Source organism: Brevibacterium marinum (assembly GCF_011927955.1).
Classification (GTDB): Bacteria; Actinomycetota; Actinomycetes; order Actinomycetales; family Brevibacteriaceae; genus Brevibacterium; species Brevibacterium marinum.
This window is the reverse complement of sequence record NZ_JAATJN010000001.1, coordinates 24,117-42,989: the sequence shown is the minus strand read 5'-3', so window position 1 is coordinate 42,989 and position 18,873 is coordinate 24,117. Positions and strand designations below refer to the sequence as shown.

The 18,873-nt window shown below is 65.3% G+C and carries 19 protein-coding genes and 1 pseudogene; 10 read left to right on the top strand and 10 right to left on the bottom strand.

Going from position 1 to position 18,873, the window contains the following annotated elements; all coding sequences use genetic code 11:
• Window positions 1-41 precede the first annotated feature (41 nt).
• From BKA07_RS00205 to BKA07_RS00195, 3 genes are all read left to right on the top strand, one after another.
• The gene (locus tag BKA07_RS00205) at window positions 42-989 is read left to right on the top strand and encodes an MBL fold metallo-hydrolase (protein ID WP_167949102.1); all 948 of its coding nucleotides are present in this window, start codon (window positions 42-44) and stop codon (window positions 987-989) included.
• Between the two features lie 161 nt (window positions 990-1,150).
• A complete protein-coding gene (locus tag BKA07_RS00200) occupies window positions 1,151-1,909 on the top strand; it encodes an SDR family NAD(P)-dependent oxidoreductase (RefSeq protein ID WP_167949101.1) in 759 nt (252 codons plus the stop codon).
• Window positions 1,909-2,550 carry an NAD(P)H-binding protein gene (locus tag BKA07_RS00195; protein ID WP_167949100.1) on the top strand — a complete coding sequence of 214 codons (642 nt, stop codon included), beginning with the start codon at window positions 1,909-1,911 and terminating at the stop codon, window positions 2,548-2,550. The genes BKA07_RS00200 and BKA07_RS00195 overlap by 1 nt, the downstream gene beginning before the upstream one ends.
• An 87-nt stretch (window positions 2,551-2,637) precedes the next feature.
• Here BKA07_RS00195 and BKA07_RS00190 read toward each other — a convergent pair whose 3' ends face one another.
• The 6 genes from BKA07_RS00190 to BKA07_RS00165 form a co-directional block, all read right to left on the bottom strand.
• Entirely contained in the window at window positions 2,638-3,567 is a 930-nt protein-coding gene (locus BKA07_RS00190; RefSeq protein ID WP_167949099.1) for an alpha/beta hydrolase, read from the bottom strand.
• Window positions 3,568-3,640: 73 nt separating this feature from the next.
• A complete protein-coding gene (locus tag BKA07_RS00185; protein WP_167949098.1) occupies window positions 3,641-4,765 on the bottom strand; it encodes an FAD-dependent monooxygenase in 1,125 nt (374 codons plus the stop codon).
• 22 nt (window positions 4,766-4,787) lie between these two features.
• Window positions 4,788-5,741, bottom strand: a complete 954-nt coding sequence (locus BKA07_RS00180) for a phosphotriesterase family protein (protein WP_167949097.1) — start codon at window positions 5,739-5,741, stop codon at window positions 4,788-4,790.
• A 34-nt stretch (window positions 5,742-5,775) separates the two neighbouring features.
• A complete protein-coding gene (locus BKA07_RS00175) occupies window positions 5,776-6,759 on the bottom strand; it encodes a phosphotriesterase (RefSeq protein WP_167949096.1) in 984 nt (327 codons plus the stop codon).
• Window positions 6,760-6,987: 228 nt separating this feature from the next.
• Window positions 6,988-7,731, bottom strand: a complete 744-nt coding sequence (locus tag BKA07_RS00170; protein WP_167949095.1) for a GntR family transcriptional regulator — start codon at window positions 7,729-7,731, stop codon at window positions 6,988-6,990.
• A gap of 224 nt (window positions 7,732-7,955) precedes the next feature.
• Window positions 7,956-9,329: a cation:dicarboxylate symporter family transporter gene (locus BKA07_RS00165; RefSeq protein WP_167949094.1), complete on the bottom strand. Its 1,374-nt coding sequence runs from the start codon at window positions 9,327-9,329 to the stop codon at window positions 7,956-7,958.
• Between the two features lie 190 nt (window positions 9,330-9,519).
• Here BKA07_RS00165 and BKA07_RS00160 point away from each other — a divergent pair, with 190 nt between their 5' ends.
• The 4 genes from BKA07_RS00160 to BKA07_RS00145 all read left to right on the top strand — a co-directional run bounded on the left by BKA07_RS00160 (window position 9,520) and on the right by BKA07_RS00145 (window position 13,187).
• Window positions 9,520-9,948 (top strand): hypothetical protein, encoded by a 429-nt coding sequence (locus BKA07_RS00160; RefSeq protein ID WP_167949093.1) that lies wholly within the window; start codon window positions 9,520-9,522, stop codon window positions 9,946-9,948.
• 34 nt (window positions 9,949-9,982) lie between these two features.
• Window positions 9,983-11,692 carry an ATP-binding protein gene (locus BKA07_RS00155; RefSeq protein WP_342448940.1) on the top strand — a complete coding sequence of 570 codons (1,710 nt, stop codon included), beginning with the start codon at window positions 9,983-9,985 and terminating at the stop codon, window positions 11,690-11,692.
• Complete coding sequence (locus tag BKA07_RS00150) at window positions 11,679-12,389, top strand: response regulator (protein ID WP_167949091.1); 711 nt, start codon at window positions 11,679-11,681, stop codon at window positions 12,387-12,389. The genes BKA07_RS00155 and BKA07_RS00150 overlap by 14 nt, the downstream gene beginning before the upstream one ends.
• Before the next feature lie 123 nt (window positions 12,390-12,512).
• Window positions 12,513-13,187 carry a phosphatase PAP2 family protein gene (locus BKA07_RS00145; protein ID WP_167949090.1) on the top strand — a complete coding sequence of 225 codons (675 nt, stop codon included), beginning with the start codon at window positions 12,513-12,515 and terminating at the stop codon, window positions 13,185-13,187.
• Between the two features lie 38 nt (window positions 13,188-13,225).
• Here the strand turns inward: BKA07_RS00145 and BKA07_RS00140 are convergent, their stop codons facing one another.
• Window positions 13,226-14,179 carry a LysR family transcriptional regulator gene (locus BKA07_RS00140; RefSeq protein ID WP_167949089.1) on the bottom strand — a complete coding sequence of 318 codons (954 nt, stop codon included), beginning with the start codon at window positions 14,177-14,179 and terminating at the stop codon, window positions 13,226-13,228.
• A 105-nt stretch (window positions 14,180-14,284) separates the two neighbouring features.
• Here BKA07_RS00140 and BKA07_RS00135 point away from each other — a divergent pair, with 105 nt between their 5' ends.
• Complete coding sequence (locus BKA07_RS00135) at window positions 14,285-15,835, top strand: aminotransferase class I/II-fold pyridoxal phosphate-dependent enzyme (RefSeq protein WP_167949088.1); 1,551 nt, start codon at window positions 14,285-14,287, stop codon at window positions 15,833-15,835.
• Between the two features lie 84 nt (window positions 15,836-15,919).
• On the opposite strand, the gene BKA07_RS00130 is transcribed toward BKA07_RS00135, so the two are convergent.
• On the bottom strand, window positions 15,920-16,696 hold the full coding sequence (locus BKA07_RS00130) for an AraC family transcriptional regulator (RefSeq protein ID WP_167949087.1): 777 nt from the start codon (window positions 16,694-16,696) through the stop codon (window positions 15,920-15,922).
• On the opposite strand from BKA07_RS00130, the pseudogene BKA07_RS19655 reads away from it, so the two are divergent.
• Window positions 16,598-16,984 (top strand): annotated as a pseudogene (locus BKA07_RS19655) (DUF2000 family protein); the annotation flags it as partial. The gene BKA07_RS00130 and the pseudogene BKA07_RS19655 overlap by 99 nt on opposite strands.
• Window positions 16,985-17,058: 74 nt before the next feature.
• Window positions 17,059-17,223 carry a DUF2000 family protein gene (locus BKA07_RS19090; RefSeq protein ID WP_342448939.1) on the top strand — a complete coding sequence of 55 codons (165 nt, stop codon included), beginning with the start codon at window positions 17,059-17,061 and terminating at the stop codon, window positions 17,221-17,223.
• Window positions 17,224-17,225: 2 nt separating this feature from the next.
• Here BKA07_RS19090 and BKA07_RS00120 read toward each other — a convergent pair whose 3' ends face one another.
• Window positions 17,226-17,879 (bottom strand): histidine phosphatase family protein, encoded by a 654-nt coding sequence (locus BKA07_RS00120; protein ID WP_167949086.1) that lies wholly within the window; start codon window positions 17,877-17,879, stop codon window positions 17,226-17,228.
• Window positions 17,880-18,169: 290 nt separating this feature from the next.
• A complete protein-coding gene (locus BKA07_RS00115) occupies window positions 18,170-18,871 on the bottom strand; it encodes a GntR family transcriptional regulator (RefSeq protein ID WP_245161777.1) in 702 nt (233 codons plus the stop codon).
• Between the last annotated feature and the right edge of the window lie 2 nt (window positions 18,872-18,873).

Below are 18,873 nucleotides of genomic sequence, written 5' to 3'. Positions count from 1 at the left end.
GAATCCACCACGGCAGTTCGACGACGAAAGCAGGAGCCTCCATGGCAGTCACCGTGTCCCCTCTCTTCTCTCCCTGGGGCCGATTCGGCCTGTACTCGTTCCTCATCGATGCCGAGGAGCCGGCCATCGTCGATGCGGGAGTGACCTCGACAGTCGACGGCACCGTCGCTGAACTGGAGAAGTCAGGCCGGCGCATCGAGGACGTCCGCTGGATCCTGCTCACTCACGGACACATCGACCACCTCGGCGGAGCTCATGCTCTGTGGGAGCTGACCGGGAGGAAGGCGAAGGTCGTCATCCACGAGGCGGACCTCGACTATCTGCGCAGACGTCGGGCCCACGTGGAGAACTACCTCGAGCTGCGCGACCACTACCTCGACAATCCCGAGGCGGAATCGCAGCAGACCGCCGCGACCGAGGCGGCGATCTCCGGCGAGATGAACGCCGATGTCATCCTGCGCGGAGGAGAGAGCCTCTCGCTGGGCGGCGGGGTGAGCGTGAGTGTCCACGGCATCCCCGGGCATACCGCCGGATCGGTCGCCTATGTCATCGACGGTCAGAACGACGTCTTCGTCGGAGATGCGGTGCAGATCCACGGGGCGGCCAACGGCTTCCCCGGCTATGAGGACCCCGATGCCTACCGCGGCAGTCTCGAGTTCCTCCGCGACACCATCCGGCCCGCCCGCCTCTTCCTCGGCCACCCGTACCGCGATTCGACCGGAGAGCCCTTCGAGATCGGCCTTGACGCCGAGGGCGCTGCTCGTGCGATCGACGAATCGCTCGAGATCGAAGCCCGCATCCGTGCGGCGGCCGCGAGAGCGATCGAGCACGGGCTTTCTGAGTCCTCCTCACCGTATTCGCCGTTCGAATCCGTGGCCGCCGAGCTCGGCTACACCAGTGACCCGAGCCTCGAACCCTCTCCGTTCTTCACGACCATGGACGGGTACCGGCGACGGATCGCACTTCGCGAGCAGCCGCCGCGAACCTGACCGTCGAACAGGTGTGGAGAGACAGCCGAACCGACGCTTTTCCCGCTCGTCGCGAGCACGGCCAGAACTTTCAACTGCTGCATCGTCAGTTCGCAGGCAGAGGAGTACAGTGAAGAAGGCTGAGACGTACACACTTGCGCATCGCACCAGAAGGAGCCAGTTTGTCTGACCAGGAACCGATCGTGGTGGTCACCGGGGGCGGCAGCGGCATGGGCCGCGACATCGCACTGTCGCAAGTGGCCGCCGGCAGGCGCGTAGCGGTGATCGGGCGACGCGAGGATGCCCTGGAAGAGACCATCGAGCTCAGCGATGCTCGGAGTCGGATGCAGGCCGTCTCCGGTGACCTCTCCACTGTCGAAGGCGCAGAGAGCGTCGTCGCTCGACTCGGCGGAGCACCGGTCATCGGTCTCGTCACGGCGGCCGGCGGTCAGGGCGACTTCTTCCGCACCGACGAGCGCTCCCTTGCCCAGGTCGCCTCCGACTGGTCCGAGGCGATTGCGAAGAACTTCACCAGCGCCTTGCTCATCGCCGAGGCACTCGCCGACAGATACATCGAGCACCGATCCAGGGTCGTCCTCATCGGCTCGACCGCGGGTATCGACGGGGCGGGTGGCCCCTATTCTGTGGCGAAGGCCGCGGTGCATGCCTATGCGCGAGACCTCGCCCGCCGCCTCGGGCCGCGGGGGATCACCGCGAACGCGATCGTCCCGGGGTTCGTCGCCGACACCGAGTTCTTCGAAGCAGGTGGCTTCGGCTCGTCGGACCCGATGGTCGACCGCGCTGCGCAGTCCACACTGGTCGGCCGCGTCGGCAGGCCACGCGACATCACGGCCGCCGCTGATTGGCTCCTCAGCGAGGACGCCGGATGGGTGACCGGACAGAGCATCGTCGTCGACGGCGGCACACAGTTGGCCCGCTGATGCGTATCCTCGTCATCGGAGCACATGGCCGAACCGGCTATCGCATCGTCGAACAGCTGAGAACTCACGGACACGAGGTGCTGGGGACAGTCCGCCAGACTCAGCACCTCGACACGCTTCGTGCCATCGGTGCCGAAGGAGCCGTCCTTGACCTGATGACTGCCACGACGACTGAAATCGAAGCACTGGCCGCGCGAGCGGATGCTGTCGTCTACGCTGCAGGAAGCGGCCACGGAAGTCCCCCGAATGAAGTCCTCCGCTTGGATCGCGACGCGATCATCGCCGCAGCTGATGCGAGCATCGCCGCTGGAGCAGACCGATTCATGCTGATCTCTGCCCACCGTGCCGACCAGGACTACGGCGTCCCCCACATCGACCATCTGCTCCGCGCAAAACGAGCTGCTGACAGTCATGTCAGTCGCCTCGACTTGGGTTGGACCATCGTCCGACCCGACGATCTCGTCGATGACCCAGGTCAGGGCACGGTGACTATCGCCGATGAAGTCCCTCAAGGTGTGCTTTCCCGAGACGACCTGGCGGCCGTCCTCGTGACGGCGATCGAACTCGACCTGGCCCGCTGCAGACGATTCGAAGTGATCGGTGGAACCCGAGAGATCGAGAAAGCTCTCCACGACCTTTAGCGCCCGTCCTCCGATGGCCTCGACGTGGCGGCCTTCGCTCAGCTTGTCAGCGAAGGAGATATGTGGTTCGCCGCTGCGCAAGCCCACTCAGCCGCGCAGGAATTCGCCGATCTCCGCGAAAGCGGGGTAGAACTCGGGCAGCTGACCGAAGTTCGCGAGGAACCCGTGGTTCGCCGTCTCATACCGGTGGACGGTGACGTCGACTCCGGCTTCTTGCAAGTGCTGACCATATTGCTCGCCCTCATCGCGCAGCGGGTCGAACTGGGCGGTGATGATGAGCGTCTTCGGCAGGCCAGTGAGGTCCTCCCGCTTGATGGGGGAGACGCGAGGGTCGGCCGTGTCGGCTCCGGACTCCAGATAGAAGGAGTTGTGAGGTTTCAACCCCGCCGTCTCGAGCCCATAGCCGCGAGCGTTCTCCCGCAGCGAAGGGTAGCGGTCGAGATCGAAGTCGAGGTCGACCGAAGGGTAGAGCAGCACCTGGTGAGTGATCGCATCGATCCCTTCCTCCAAGGCCCGGGCCGCGACGACCGCGGCGAAGGTTCCACCGGAGCTGTCGCCGACCACGGCCAGACGGTGAGAGTCCCAGTCGAGGTCCCTACCGTGGCCGATCGCCCATTTCAATGCGGCGAAACAGTCCTCGAGTCCCGCAGGGAAGGCCGCCTCGGGTGCCCTGCGGTATCCGACGGCCACGACGGTGAACCCGGTCTCCACGGCCAGCGACCGGGCGACGACGTCATGGGTCTCGAGGCTGCCGGAGAAGAAAGCGCCGCCGTGGAAGTACAGCAGCACCCCGGTGGGCTCGCCCGGGCGCTGCCGGTAGATGCGCAGCGGCAGACCACCGGCGGTCGTGTCGATGCTCGTGTCCTCGACACGAGTCACCGGCAGACGATCGGCCAGCGGCGGCACGCGTGCTTCCTCATCGGCGCGCCACTGTTGCGGGTCGACGGTCGCGGTTCCGTCCTCGGGGGTCGGCGGGATGTCGGCCACCACCTCGGCGATCACCGGGTGCAGGGGCATGTCATGTCCTTTCCGTTGCTGTGTCTCCCGCAGCGCGAGAGTGACGTCGGCTGCGAGCCGGGCCGAGAAGCACTCAGGCGATGTTGCCCTTCTCGGGAAACGCAGTGCTGAGATCCTCGATGGTCGGCCAGTTCTGTCGCGAGATCGCCTGCAGTGCCTGGGTATCGGGCTTGCGACGCTGGGTATAGGCGGCCAGGGCTTCGGGAATCGTATCGAATTCGACGAGGCAGTCGGCCAGCTCCGAGGAGTCCTGGATCGTCTGATTCGCCCCCTGCCCCTGGTGATGGAGCATCGCATGGGCGGCGTCGCCGATGAGGACGACGGAATCCGAATGCCAGGTCTCGACCTGATCGATGTCATAGACTCCCCGCGAATTCACCAACTCGAGGTCGAGTTCGGCGGTGATCGCCTGGAGACGGTCGTCGAATCCTTCGACCGCCTCGGCGAGGATCTCGCGGGTCAGGGTCGGGGCCCAGGAGTCGTCGTCGCTGTTGCAGGTGATGTCGAAGGACAACTGCCCGTTCGGTCCTCGATGGCGCAGCGGCAGGAAGTAGATGAGTGTGCCGTTGGCACCGACGTACATGCGCAGATTGTCATCGGTGAGCATGCCGTGAGTGTCCGCACCGTCGACGATGACCCGGTGTGCGTGGGCCCCGGCGAAGACGGGCTGGTAGTCGCCGAAGAGCTGCGAGCGGACCTTCGAGCGGATGCCGTCGGCCCCGATGACGAGGTCGACCGTCGTGGACTCGCCGTTGGCGAAGGTCACCGTCGCCGAATCGCCGTGGTCGTCGATCTCGGTCATCTTATGGCCCAGATGGAAGCGTTCGGTCGGCACATTGCGGATGAAGGTATCGATGAAGTCGCCGCGGTGGATCATCCGGGTGCGGGCGTCGAAGTCGAATTCGTCCATCTTCGGCCAGGTCTCGCGCACGACCGGCGTGCCGTACCCGTCGAGGATCTCGAAGAACTCCGAGGCCGAGCTCACGGCGTTCATCTCCTCGAGGATGCCCCATTTGCGGAAGACCTCGAGGGTCTTCGGCCGCATGCCGATGCCGGCACCGACCTCTTTGATGTCCTTGGCCTGTTCGTACAGATGCACATCCGCGCCGAGGCGGTTGAGGAAGACGGTTGCGGCCGCGCCGCCGAATCCGCCGCCGATGACGGCGATGCGCAGGTTCTTGATGTCGGTGTCGTTCATGGTGATGTCCTTGGGATCGAAGTCAGTTCGCGATGGTGAGGAATGCGGCCGGGTTGTCGACCAGGAGGCGGTGGAGTGAGTCGTCGTCGACTCCGGCGCTCTTGAGGTCGGGCAGCAGCTGCTCGAAGATGTAGTTGACGGTGTGGCCCTTGACGCCGGGCCAGCCGAGCGGGGAGCAGTTCGCATCCGCGGACACGAGCAGGCGGTCGAACCAGCCTTCTTCCGACAGTCGCAGGAAGTGGTCGAGGCGCTCCTGGCGCGGTCGTGCCCAGAACGGCGGGTCCGGCAGCTCGGTCTCGTAGCCGAAGGTGTCGAAACCGAGGCGGGCCCCGGCGCCGAGGATGCGGGTATCGGGCGTCAGCGGGGCGTTGACGCCGTCGTCGGCATGACCGAAGAGCACCTTGTCCAAGGGCATGCCCTCCTCGGCGAAGATCGCCAGCGCCGGTTCGGGATCGATGGCCAGATGGGTGAGGATCGAGACCCCGGTGGTCGCTCCAGCACGGGCTCCGGCCCGGTAGATCTTCTTGTCCAGTTCGGTCATCCGTCCCCCGCGGGAGACGCCGACCTTGATGACTCCGGCCTTCGCGCCGGTGTGCCCGATCTCCTCGGTGATCTCGTGGACGAACACCTCGGTGATGTAGTCGACGGAGGCGCGGGCGAAGTGCGGCAGCGCGGTGTCCCCGCCGACGAAGCCGGTCGCTGCGACGATGTGCACGCCGGTCTTCTCCGACAGCGACTGGTAGTAGTCGACGTCGCGGCCGTTGCAGATGCCGGTCGCGTCGACGAAGGTGCCGCCGCCGTAGTCGTGGAAGGCGCGCAGCTTCGGAATGGTCTCGGTATAACGTTCCTCCGGAGACTTCCACCAGGTGGTGTCGAGCTCCGAACCGGGCATGCCGTAGCCGATGTGTTCGTGGATGGCGACTGCGCCCAGCTCTGCGGGGGCGACTGGTCCCAGTACTGTGTTGATCTTTGACATGTCTCTCACCTGTCAGTCGTGGAAGGGCGGCCGGTCAGCGCCGGGTCAGCAGTGCGCGCGGGTTGGCGGTGACGAGGCCGCGGGCGGCGGCGTCGCTGACTCCGCGGGAAGTCAGCATGGGCAGGAAGTCCGTGAGTACGAATCCGAAGCCGATGTCGTTGGCCGGCACGCCCCGGGCCGCTCCCGTCGCCGAGGCGGACAGCAGGATCCGTTCACCGTGGCCGTCGGCGATGAGGCCGGACACGAGATCGGCGCGGGCGCCGTCGGTCAGCCAGCCGTCACCGTTCGAGCCGACGTGGTCGAGAAGGACGAAGGCGCCCCGGTCGAGGGCCCGGACGATCGCGGCTCTGTCGACTTCGGAGCGGTCGAGACCGGCGATGACCGCGCGCTCGGCGCTCAGTCCCTCGTCGAGGAGGACATCGAGATCGGCCACGGGATCGGCTCCGAAGCGAGCGATGACGGGAGCCCCGGTGCTCAGGGCCGTGCGCGCTGCGCCCCGGAAGAGACTCTCCTCGGTGGGGGTCATGCCCTCGGTCGCTGCGGCGGTGACGACGAGTCCGGCTGGGCCCCGACGTTCGATGCGAGGCACGACCATGCCCTCGGCGATCTCCTTTGTGAACAGGTCGGCGAACTTCTCGGCGGGCCACGGGGTGGGAGGGTTCGTCTGCGGAGTCAGGAAGTAGCCGCCCAGCAGCTCCTCGGGCCCCATCCCGGTCGAGGCCACGATGGTGACTCCCGTCGACCGGGAGAGTGCCTCGAGGAGGGGGACGTCGCGGCCGTGGAACATGCCCGTCGTGTCGACGACGGTCGATCCGCCGGCTTCACGGAAGGCGTTGAGCGCGGAGGCCGCCTCGGCGAAGATCTGGCTGCGATCCATGCTGATGTCGTGGGCGTGTTCGGCTCCCGGCAGGACCGACAGCAGCGCTTCGCTGACGGCGATGACGCCGAGCTCGTCTGCGGGGATCGGACCCAGAACCGTGGTGACCGTGGTGGCGCTGTTCTGAGCGTCGTTACTCATTGGTTTCTGCTCTTTCTCGGCGGATGCCGTGCTGACATCACACGCCGGTGTGTGGTTGTGCGAAGCCCGCGATGGGGCGATGTCAGTCGAGGAGGCGAGGCACCAGGAGGATGACGACGATCATCATCTGCAGTGCGCTCGGCGAGGAGGTGTGAGCTGCCTCGCAGGTTTAGTTTTACATATTGTCATACTAAAGTCAAAGTGGGCATCGTGTCGCCGGGCGGTCGATCAGCGTCCCGTGAGGAAGTGGAACTTGAACTCGTCGGGGCGGTGCATAGCCGAACGCCACCCCAGTGGGCGACCGTCTCGGGCGTAGAAGACCGAGTCGATCGAGAGGACGGGCGTGCCCACCTCGATTGCGAGAGCCGAAGCCAGGCTCTCGTCGGCTCCGGTCGCCCAGGCCTCGTTCGCTGCCCGGACGACTGTCAGGCCGAAGCGGTCCTCGAGCAGGGCGAATACCGACCCGGCGTCGATGAGCTCGTCGACGGTCGTCTCGAACCCTTCGGGGGTGATGACGTAGACCTCGTTGGCGGCTAATGGTTCGCCTTCGACGGAGATGATCCGGCGGAAATGGAGCACCTCGGCGGTATCGGCGAGTTCGAGCAGAGAGCGGACGTGCTCCGGCGGGCGAACGCGGCCGAGGTTGTTGACGACCGAGGTCGGGTGCATGCCGCGTTCGATGAGGTAGTCCTGGAAGCCGCCGGGACGGATGTCGGCGGGACGATGGACCTGGGCCCCGGGAACGGGGAAGGTTCCCTTGCCCTGCCGGCGATAGACGAAGCCTTCGTCGGAGAGTTCTTTCAGCGCCTGCCGGATCGGCGCGCGACTGACCTCGAAGCGGTCGAGCAGCAGCGCCTCGGTGATGGGGGTCTGGCCGTCGACCTCCCCGTTGGAGATCTCATGGCGGAGGATGTCCTTGATCTGACGGTAGAACGGCACCCCAGATGATGAGTCGAGTTCCCGAACAGGCATGAGCGCGCATGCCCCCTCTCCGTGATGCTGTGCCGCTGGACAGTTCTCCATCCTGCCACATCGGCTCACAGCTCCCCCACATCCGCAGCGCTGTTCGTGCCCGTCTTCCTCCGACATGCTCTCGAGCCGGTGGCCGAATCTATTTCCGCAGTCGGCGACCACGTGCAGGATGAACCACTATCCGTCGACACTGTTCCGGCTGCGTCGCTGGGTCTTTGCGCGGTTCAGCTCACGGACACCTTCTCCTTCTCGCTGTCCTCGGGGGCAGCCGACTCGGTGTCAGCCGGTACTCCGTGGGCGTCCGGTTCGAGGGACTGCTCGTCGAACGGACTCTTGCCGGCCAGCGTTGCCCGTGCCTGGTCGATGTCGATCTCGTTCGTCCATTTGCCGATGAGCAGAGTGGCCACAGCGTTGCCGGTGAAGTTGGTCAGGGCGCGGCATTCGGACATGAACTTGTCGATGCCGACGATGACGCCCATGCCGTCGAGCAGCTCCGGGCGGTGGGACTGCAGGCCGGCGGCCAGGGTGGCGAGTCCCGCACCGGTGACTCCGGCGGCTCCCTTCGAGGCGATGATCATGAACACCAGCAGCGAGATCTGCTCGGGTAGGCTCATCGGCATGCCCATGGCAGTGGAGACGAACAGCGACGCCATGGTCAGGTAGATGGCGGTGCCGTCGAGGTTGAACGAGTACCCGGTCGGTACGGTGATGCCCACGACGGGCTTCGAGACACCGGCGTGCTCCATCTTTGCCAGCAGTCGAGGCAGTGCCGACTCTGACGACGAGGTCGAGAAGATGAGCAGGTATTCGCGCGCCAGGTACTTCATGAGGAGGAAGATGTTGAGGCCCGTGACGATCTTGAGCAGACCGCCGAGGACGATGACGATGAACAGGGCGCAGGTGAGGTAGAAGGCACCCATGAGGATGGCCATGGATCCGATCGCTGCCCAACCGGTGGCGCCGACGACCGCGGCGATGGCACCGAAGGCGCCGACGGGGGCGGCCCACATGATCATCATCATGAGCTTGAACACCACCGCCTGGATGTGGCGGATGCCGTTGACGACAGGCTCGCCGGCCTTGCCCATCGACTGCAGGGCGAAGCCGACGAGCAGCGCGAGGACGAGGGTGGGCAGGACGGGGATGTCGCCGGGGATGAGGCTCATGAGGAACTCGACGGTCGAACCCTCACTGCCGCCCGAGGACTCCTCGTAGGGCTTGAGGTGCAGACCCGCGCCCGGATGGATGAGGTTGCCGACCACCAGGCCGATGACCAGGGCGAAGGTGGCCATGATGAGGAAGTAGACCATCGCGAGTCCGCCCACCTTGCCGACGGTGGCCGCACGGGCCACGGACCCGACGCCGAGGACGATGGTGCAGAAGATGATCGGTGCGATGATCATCTTGATCAGTGCCACGAAAGCGGTGCCCAGCGGTTTGAGGGCGATGCCGACCTCGGGGGCCATGAGTCCGATGGCCGCGCCGAGGACGACGGCGATGATGACCATGATGTAGAGCCAGTGCGTGCGGTCCTTCTTCCGCTGCGGTGGGGTGGGCCCCGCCTCGGCGGCCTCTGCGTTCGATGGCAGCGTTGCCATGTCTCCTCCTTGAGTGGTTGTTCTCGCGACATCCTGGTCGCGTCGATCTGCTCGCACAGCCTCGCAGGGAGAGTGACATGTGTCTCGGTTGCGTTCATAGTGTTCATGGCACCGGTCACGCAGTCGACTAATGTGGTCCCTGAGGCACGAGCAGAGACCACCGTGCCCCAACCAGATGAAGGGATAGCTCATGCAAATCAGCACCGCACTTCTGCGTGCCGTTCCCGGCGCGTTCATTCTCAACTCCGGCATCGGCAAGCTCGGCATCGACGAGGAGTCGGCCGCCGGTCTGCAGCAGATGGCCGCCAACGGTGTCCCGATGGTGGAGAACATGACCCCGGCCCAGTTCGGGAAGTTCCTGTCCTACGGTGAGATCGCCGTGGGTGCCTCCCTGCTGCTGCCCTTCGTCCCCACCCGGATCGCGGGAGCCGCGCTGACGACGTTCGCATCCGGGCTCGTATCGAACTACTTCTCCATCGAGTCCATGACCGAAGACGACGGCATCCGCCCGTCCCAGGACGGCATCCCCGTGGCCAAGGACACCTGGCTGGCCGCGATCGGCATCTCGCTCATGCTCATCGGCGGATCGAAGAAGACGAAGAAGACCAAGAAGAAGTAGTCGTCGAACGGAAGTGATGGTGAGGAGAACCGGTGTGCCCGGCCGAGTCCGGGGCCGAGGCGGACCGCTGGCACGCCGACTCTTCTTCCTTCAGCTCGCGCTCATCGTCATCGTCTGCGCCGCACTGTCCATCACCAGCTACGTCTCGACGTTGGGTTCCGCCCGCGACGCCACCTCGGAGCGGGTGCTGTCCATCGCCGAGACCCTGGCCCACGACCCCTTCGTCATCGAGTCCGTTCAGGGATCGGAGGCGTCTGAGACCTCGGCGAAGCTGCAGCCGTATGCGCTGACCGTGATTTCGACCGCGGACGTCGACTTCGTGACGATCATGGACCGCGACCGCACCCGGTACACACACCCGGATCGTCGGCAGCTGGGTAAGGACTACATCGGCAGCGTCGACCGGGCGCTGACGGGCCACAGCCAGGTCGAGGAGTACGAAGGCACGCTGGGGGAGTCGGTGCGCGCAATCGTGCCCATCACCGACTCATCCGGCGAGGTCACGGCAATGGTTTCGGTCGGAGTGACGTTGCAGACCCTGTCGGTGGCCCGGGCGGCGGCACTGCCGCAGATCATCATCGTCGGTCTCGCGGCGATCGGACTCGGCGGACTCGGGTCCTGGATCCTCAGCCGCTACCTGCGCCGAGTCACCCTCGGCTACGGGCCCGAGCAGCTCAAGAGCCTCTTCGCGTTCTACGACTCCGCGCTGCATTCGCTGCGCGAGGGCCTCGTCCTCGTCGACGATGATGGGCGTCTGGTCCTCTACAACGATGAGGCCGCCGCGCTGCTGGGTCTGCCCGAGCCCGATGACCGCACCCCCATTCCCCTCGCCGAGGTGGACCTGCCCGTATCCGTGGATGCTCTGTTGTCGTCGGGCCGGGATGCCGTCGACGAGATCCACCTGACACAGGAGAGGGTGCTGGTGGTCAATCAGAAGCGGGCCAGTCAGCCGGACGGCGGCAGGGACGAGGACCGGGGCGGCGGCACCGTGGCCACCCTGCGCGATCGCACCGACATCCAGGAGCTGACCGGTGAGCTCGAGACGATGACGACGCTGACCGAGGCGCTGCGGGCCCAGACCCATGAGCATGCCAACCGGCTGCACACGGTCTCGACGCTCATCGAGCTGGGGCGCTCCCCTGAAGCCCTGGACTTCGCGGTCCGCGATCAGCAGGAGTCGCAGCGGCTGACCGATTCGTTCGTCGATTCCCTTGACGAACCCTTCATCACGGCGCTGATGATCGGCAAGGCCGCGCAGGCCAATGAGCGTGGGATCGAACTCACCGTCACGGCCACCGGTCAGCTCCCGCCGGCCAGCCTCGACGCGCGTGATCTCGTCACCGTGGCCGGCAACCTCCTCGACAACGCCTTCGACGCCGCAGCCGACTCCGAGGAAAGACACGTGTGGGCCGATTTTGTCGCCGCCGACGGGGAGCTCATCATCACGATCGCGGACTCGGGCCCGGGCATCGAGGACACGGACATCGACGCGATCTTCCACCTCGGCGCCTCTGAGAAGGCGGCGGCCCCGCGCACAGGTGGACGCGGGTTCGGGCTGGTCCTCGTCAGGCAGGCCGTGACCAGGCTCGGTGGGGAACTGGACGTCGAATCGGATGGCGGTGCGATCTTCACGGTCACACTGCCACTGACGGAGGACAACCTCGGCGAGGGCGCAGCGAATGACAGCGCCGCGACGAACGAGAGAACCGGAGACGGACGGGATGGTGGCGATGACGGGCGATGATGCCGAGCTGCGGGTGCTCATCGTCGAAGACGATCCGATGACCGCCGAGGCGCACGGGGACTACGTCCGCAGAGTTCCGGGGTTCACCGTCGCGGCCATCTGCCTCAGCGGATACGATGCGCTCGCCCGCATTGATGCGCTGGCGGATGCCGGCACCCCGGTCGACATCGTCCTGCTGGACATGAGCCTCACCGACTCGCACGGTCTCGACGTGGCCAAACGCATGAACACGCGCGGTCATGGGGCCGACATCATCGCGATCACCGCAGTGCGCCACCTGCAGGTCATCAAGTCCGCGATCTCGACGGGGATCACGCAGTACCTCATCAAACCGTTCACCTTCGCCGCCTTCCGCGAGAAGCTGGAGAACCAGCGGGCGTTCCGCCTCAATCTCAGCGGCGACGAGGCGGGGTCGTTGGCGACCCAGGCGGCCGTCGACAATGCGCTCAGTGCGCTGCGCTCGGTGTCATCGGAGCGCTTGCCCAAGGGGCTGATCGAGGAGACGCTGGCGGCGGTGTCCGGCGTCGTGCGGGACTCGATGTCGCCCGTTTCCGCGACCGAGGTGGGCGCGCGATTGGAGCTCTCCCGCGTGACGGTGCGCCGGTATCTGGAGCATCTGGTGAAGACCAAGCAGGCGGTGAAACAGCCGCGACATGGGACGCCGGGACGGCCTGAGTATGAGTATCGGTGGGCGTGAGGGCGGGTCGGCTCGGCGCGTTCCGGCCATCACCGTGATAGTCCGGGATGGAATCAGAACGGGCAACGTCAGATAGAGTCACTCGGGTCCCTGCGGCCCACCCAGTTTGTGAACTATCAGATCATGCTCACCCCCACACGCCGTGTACTCATCGCTGTGTCACTGTTCTCAATCGGAGCAGCCGTCCTGGTGCTGCTCTCCCACGGACTGCAACTGAGCACCGACCTCTTTCGCTTCATCGCCGCCTGGGATGCCTTCGAGCTGGGGTATCGTCTCTCTGAAGCATCCCTGCTGGCGTTGGTGGGCACCTGGGCAGTCACCGCGGTCATTCTCTTCTTGAGACGTCGAGGAGGCTCCTTGTCCGTGCTGATAGCGGGCGGCATCGGTGCTGTTGTGGCCTATGCGTGCAACAAGGTGCTCAAAGCACTGTTCGAAGAGGCCCGCCCGTGCAACATCTATGATTATGCTGTGACAAGCTGCCCTCCGGTGGAGAACTGGTCGTACCCCAGCAACCACACCGTGATCGCCGTCGCTGTGGCGACCTCTCTCGTCGTCGCCGTACCTCGTATGGCCTGGGTGGCCGTCCCGCTGACGCTCATCACTGCGGTCTCCCGGGTGGTGGCCGGACACCACTTCCCACACGATGTGGCGGCCGGAGCAACCGTCGGTGCGATGATCGTCCTGATCGTCGTTGTGCTTGCAGCGCCCCTTGCCGACGCCGTGACCGTCACGCTGTGGAACCGTCTGCCACTCAAGGCTCCGACCGATCGTGATCCCAGGCGCTCCCCTCGCCACTAGGGCGCGGTTGGAACGACCGAGGCTTCCTCTGGCGTTCACTATGGCTTCAGCTCTGATCCGTGGACCGAAGCATCTTCGATCAGGCTCGTGCAGTCAGTGATGATGCCGGAGAGCTTGCGCGTGTTCGCCGCCAGCTCGGACCCGGCCGGGCTGTGCGGGGTGGCCACCAGGAGGGACCTGGAGAAGGCCGGATCGTCGATGGGCAGCAGCGCCACCCCCGGGTGGTGGCCCATTGAAGCCAGCAGGGGGACGAGGCCGACGACCATCTCCGCGGCGACCATTCCGAGCATCACCGAATAGTCGTCGGTGCGGAACTCAACCTCGAGCTGATGGCCGGCGCCCTTGAACGCATCGACGACGATCGCATCGATGGGGTCGTCGCGAGTCGAGCCGAGCAGCCAGTTCTCGTCCTGCAGTTCGACCAGGGCCTCCACGCCGATCGACTTCCGCCGTGCCAGTGGGTGGGAGACCGGCAGCGCTAATTGCAGCGGTTCGCGGAACACCTCGGTCGTGCTCACCGTCGGAGCGAATGGCAGGTCATAGCCAGGAACCGAATAGAGCAGGACGGCGTCGTAGTCGTGCTGATTGACGTGGGCGACCAGCTGGTAGATCTCCTCGAGCGTGCTGTCGATGTGCAAGCCGGCTTGCTTCGACCTCTTGACGATCGAAGGCAGAAGCGCGGAGGCCGCAGTGGGGAAGGTGCCGAACTTCATCCGTGTCAGACCGCTCTGAGCATACGCCCGTACATCGTGCAGGGCACGCTGGGAGAGAGTGAGAATCCGCCGGGCCCGATCGAGCATGATGTCGCCGGCCGCTGTCAGCGACGAACCACGCGTCGAACGCTCGACGAGGGCAGTGCCGCAGAGGCGATCGAGATTGCGCAGATGATAGTCGACCGAAGGCTGGCTCCAGCCCAGCTGTTTCGCCGCACGCGCCACCGAACCCGTCTGGGCCACTGCCATGAGCGCCTGCATCTGGCGAAGATCGATCATGCCCCTGATACTACGCAGTACATCGCCTCTGTTCCATACAGTGTATGGATCTAACCAGAATTCTGGGGGATTCCGCCAGCTCATCTGATGCGAGACGATAGAGACATGTTGGAATCGCTCACGGACACACCAGTACTGCAGCACCGCCTCGGGCACCGCCATTTCTGCCTCGATCAGAACCAGGCCCCCTATTCGGACGCGCTGAACGCTCTGGCCTCCCGCGATTCGACCAACCTCATGGTGCCCGGCCACGGCGGAACGGATGCCGGCATCAGCGGCCTGCTCACCGACTTCATCGGCGAGAAGGCGATCCGCCTCGATCTGCCGATGCTCCTCGCAGGCGTCGACCTCGAGGAGGACTCACCCTTCCAGGACTCCCTGGCACTGGCCGCCGACGCATGGGGAGCCCGCCGCACCTGGTTCCTCACCAACGGCGCCTCCCAGGCCAATCGCACCGTCGCGCTCGCCGCCGCCGGCCTCGGAGAGAACGTCGTTTCCCAGCGCAGCGCCCACTCGAGCTTCAGCGACGGTGTGGTGCTCGCCGGACTCCACCCCCAATACGTCCTGCCCTCCGTCGACGCCGTCAACGGGATCGCTCACGGCGTCTCCGTCTCCGCCCTCGACGCGGCCCTTACCCAGGCCGAGGATGAAGGTCGCGCCGCCTCGGCGGTCTATATCGTCTCCCCGAGCTATTTCGGGTCCGTCGCCGATGTCCGAGGGCTGTCCGAGGTCGCCCACACTCACGAGGCACCGTTGATCGTCGACGGTGCCTGGGGCCCACATTTCGGGTTCCACCCGCGCCTGCCGGAATCCCCGGCCCGCCTCGGCGCCGATCTCGTCATCTCCAGCACTCACAAGCTCGCCGGGTCGCTCACCCAGTCGGCGATGCTTCATCTGGGCGAGGGGCCGTTCGCCGATGTGCTCGAGCCCCTCATCGCCCGGGCGATGACGATGACTGCCTCAACCTCGTCATCGGCGCTGCTCATGGGCTCTCTCGACGTCGCCCGGCGCGCCCTGGCCACCGGTGAAGAGATGATCGGCCGATCGCTCGACACGGCCCTGCGCTTCCGTGAGCTGCTGGCCGCTGACGATCGCTTCGCCGATGTCGGCGAGGGCTTCGGAGCCTTCGCCGATATCGTCGACACCGATCTCCTCCGGGTGCCCATCGACCTCTCGGCCACCGGCATCAGCGCCCATTGGGTTCGTGACAGGCTCATCACCGAACACGACCTGTACTTCGAATTGTCGACCGAGACCACCCTCGTCGCGGTCATCGGCGCAGGCAAGACCCCGGATGTCGATGCTGTCTTCGACACCCTGGTGGCGGTCGTCGAATCCCCCGAGGGGCGGACTGAGGCTGTGAGCGGTCGTGCGCAGACGGGCTTCCCGGAGCTGCCCGCCCCCGGTCGGAGGCGCGTAAGTCCTCGCGAAGGGTACTTCGCGGCCACCGAGATCGTGCCCGCTGCCGAGGCCGTCGGGCGGATCTCCGCCGACTCCCTGGCCGCTTACCCGCCGGGAGTGCCCAATATCATGCCCGGTGAGGAGATCACCGCCGAGGCGGTCGAATTCCTCACCGCGATCGCGGCCTCCCCCTCCGGTTTCGTTCGCGGATCCGTGACCTCGAACGTCGACAGCTTCCGAGTCCTCAAGAGCTGAGCGTCGACTGGGGGTGCCGAAGAGGCCGGGGGCCGATTCGCGAACTGTATGAGCGATCGCGGAGGACGGAGGTTCGCCTTTGCCTCAGGCCGCGAAGACGCCCGGCGTCATCCCCAACGTCCGGCGGAAGTGCCGAGTGAGGTGGGACTGGTCATGAAAACCGGACTCAGCAGCCGCCTCGGCGGGGGAGTGGCCGGACAGGAGCAGTCGGCGGGCGCGGTCCACCCGACGCCCGACGACGTATTGATGCGGGGCGATCCCGTAGGTGTCGGTGAACACGCGGGCCAGGTGACTGCGGTGGGCGCTCAAGTCGGCGGCCGCCTCGGCGATGGTGAAGGTCTCCTCTAAGCGATCATCGAGCAGCTGCCGCAGACGCCGGGCCAGTGGTTTGTCAGAAGCCGTGTCGACTGGTGATTTCAGGTGCGGCTGTACGAGGTCGCGCAGGGCGAGGACTGTGCATTCGGCGGCGAGGGCGTCGGCCGGGTCATTCAGTGCAGAGTGGATGTGATCGACAGCGGCGGTTACGTCCGGATTGAACAGCGTCGGGGTCTGAGTGGCGGCATCGACAGCTGTGTGCGGCAGCCATTCGGGATGGAGGTAGAGGACGCGTTTGCGGAAGGGCGCATCCGGTGTTGCGGAGCGGCCGTCATGGGGCACCTGCGGGGGCAGCAGCGTCACCGCCGACCGCGAAGTCTGGTGTTCGTGACGGTCCAGGTCGTAGGTCACGGTGCCCTGGTCGACGAGCAGCACCGTCCACGAATCATGGGTGTGCGACGGGTAGGCATGATGCTCGAATCGCGCATGCAGCACCTCCTGCACCAGGGGAACATCCGGGTGCCACGCGTGGATCACATCTGCCATGTCACAAACGTACAAGACCGGACCTGTGAAGTGAATAAGAGTGTGAGTATGCACGAAGACCCGAACACAGCAGAAGTCATCACCCAGTCTGAAGCATCCACCGGCGCCGAGGCGGCACGGTTCGACACGAAGGTCGTTGTGGTCCTTCGCAACGACCTGCTGCCCTGGCAAGAGCTCAACGTCACGGCGTTCCTCATGAGCGGCATCGCCACCAGCACATCGGGTGTGGTGGGTGAGGACTACCGAGACGCCGACGGCAACGTCTACCTCCCGATGCTGCGCCAACCCGTCCTTATCATGGCCTCCGGCGCCGAGGTGCTGGCGAAGGCCCGGACGAAGGCGCGCTCGGTCGTGGCATCCCCGTGGCGGTGTACACGGAGGAGCTGTTCTCGACCGGCCACGATGCGGCCAACCGGGAAGCCGTCGCCTCAGTGGCGGCCGAGGAGCTCAACCTGGTCGGCATCGCTCTGCGCGGGCCGAAGAATGCGGTGGATCGAGTGGTCAAGGGGGCGCGGATGCATGGGTGAGGTCAGCGGTAGGTGATCGACCCCGCCGACAGGTGGCTGTGCTCGTTGAAGGAGATCAGGCTGACTCCGCTCGAACCCTTGACGATTTTGGTGATCCCCGAATTCACGGTGACGCGGTTGAGCGCCAGCCATTGCTCGAAACCGCCTCCGAGCAGACGCGCAGCAGTCCAGGCGATTGCTCCTGAGCTCGACACCACGACCGTCTGCTCACCCGAATCGAGCGAATCGACCGCCTCGTCGAGGGCATGATCGACACGGGCAGTGAAAGCTGAGAAGGCTTCCTCATAATCGTCGTCGTTGTCCCCTGCGGCCCATCGCGCGGCCGCTTCCTCGAGCACGCGTTGGAAGATCCGAGAATCAGTCGCCGCCCGGGGATCATGGTCGGGCAGAGCATCGAGAAGATTGCTGGCGTTGAACTCGTTCCACCCGGAATCGATGTGAGAATCCTTCTCACTGTCGAGACCGGTGACGATGCCTTCAGTCGTCTGGCGCTGACGAAGCATGTCGCCGTGGATCAGGAGAGAAGGCGAGACGCCGAGGTAGGCGAACTGTTCGCCGACGGCTCGACTCTGCGCGACCCCGAGCGGAGAGAGTCGATCGTAGTCATCGGTGCCGAACGACGCCTGACCGTGCCGGATCAGGTACAGAACACTCATACTTCTCCTTTTGTTTCTGCTCCGATCCTCTCACGGGGTTTGCGATGGCGATGGCGCACGTCCTGTGATGTGGTCGTCGACCAGCTCGTCGCTGTACCCCGCAGCTCGCACCGGAACTCCTTGCGGGGTAGCTACGACCGAGCCCCTGGCAATGCTAGGGGCGGACCCCTTCGACCGGCTGAGCATCCGCGACGCCTACTCGACACCCGTCAACTGTGGAGACCGAGCATGACGACAACCAGACCTGACGCGACCAGCACGCACAGCAGCGGGGGAGAGGCCACGAGCAGCTAGGGCTCAGGCTCTCCTTCGGACGTGGTATCGGCGATCATGGCTTTGAATCGGTTGAGCCCGCTGATGATGTGCGTCTTGCTCACGGCCGCAGCCCATTCTTTGTCCTCGGCCCGAGCAGCAGCGATGAGCTCATCGTGGTGATTCATGCTCGAGGTCACATCGCTGTCCGAATAGGAGGAGAAGAGCTTGGCCACGACAATGGGGATCATGAGATTGAACGTGGTCGAGATGAGAGATTGAGCCGCACTCCTGCGAATGAAGATGCCGTGGAAATCGTTGTTCACCGACGCGATTTGAGAACGCGTCGCAGGATCGGACGCAAGGCGTTTCATCTCTTCGGCCAGTATGTCCAACGATGCAAAGTCATCGGCGGTGAGCCGGCCGATGCTCTCCGACATGACATAGGGTTCGATGACTGCGCGTGATCGGTATATCTGCTCGATCTCTTCGGCGTCGTAGCTGCGCACACGGGTGCCCCTGCGCGGCACGACCTCGACGACGCCGACCCCCACCAGCTCGCGGAAGGCTTCGCGAATCGGAGTTCTGCTGACACCGAGGCGACCCGCAAGGTCATTCTCACGAATCCATGAACCCGGTGGAAGATCGCCAGAGATCACCAGGCCGAGAATGCGCGAGCTGACCTCGGTCCAGTGTGATTCGCCGAACCGAGGTGGTTCAGCTCCCTCAGTCACCGACATGC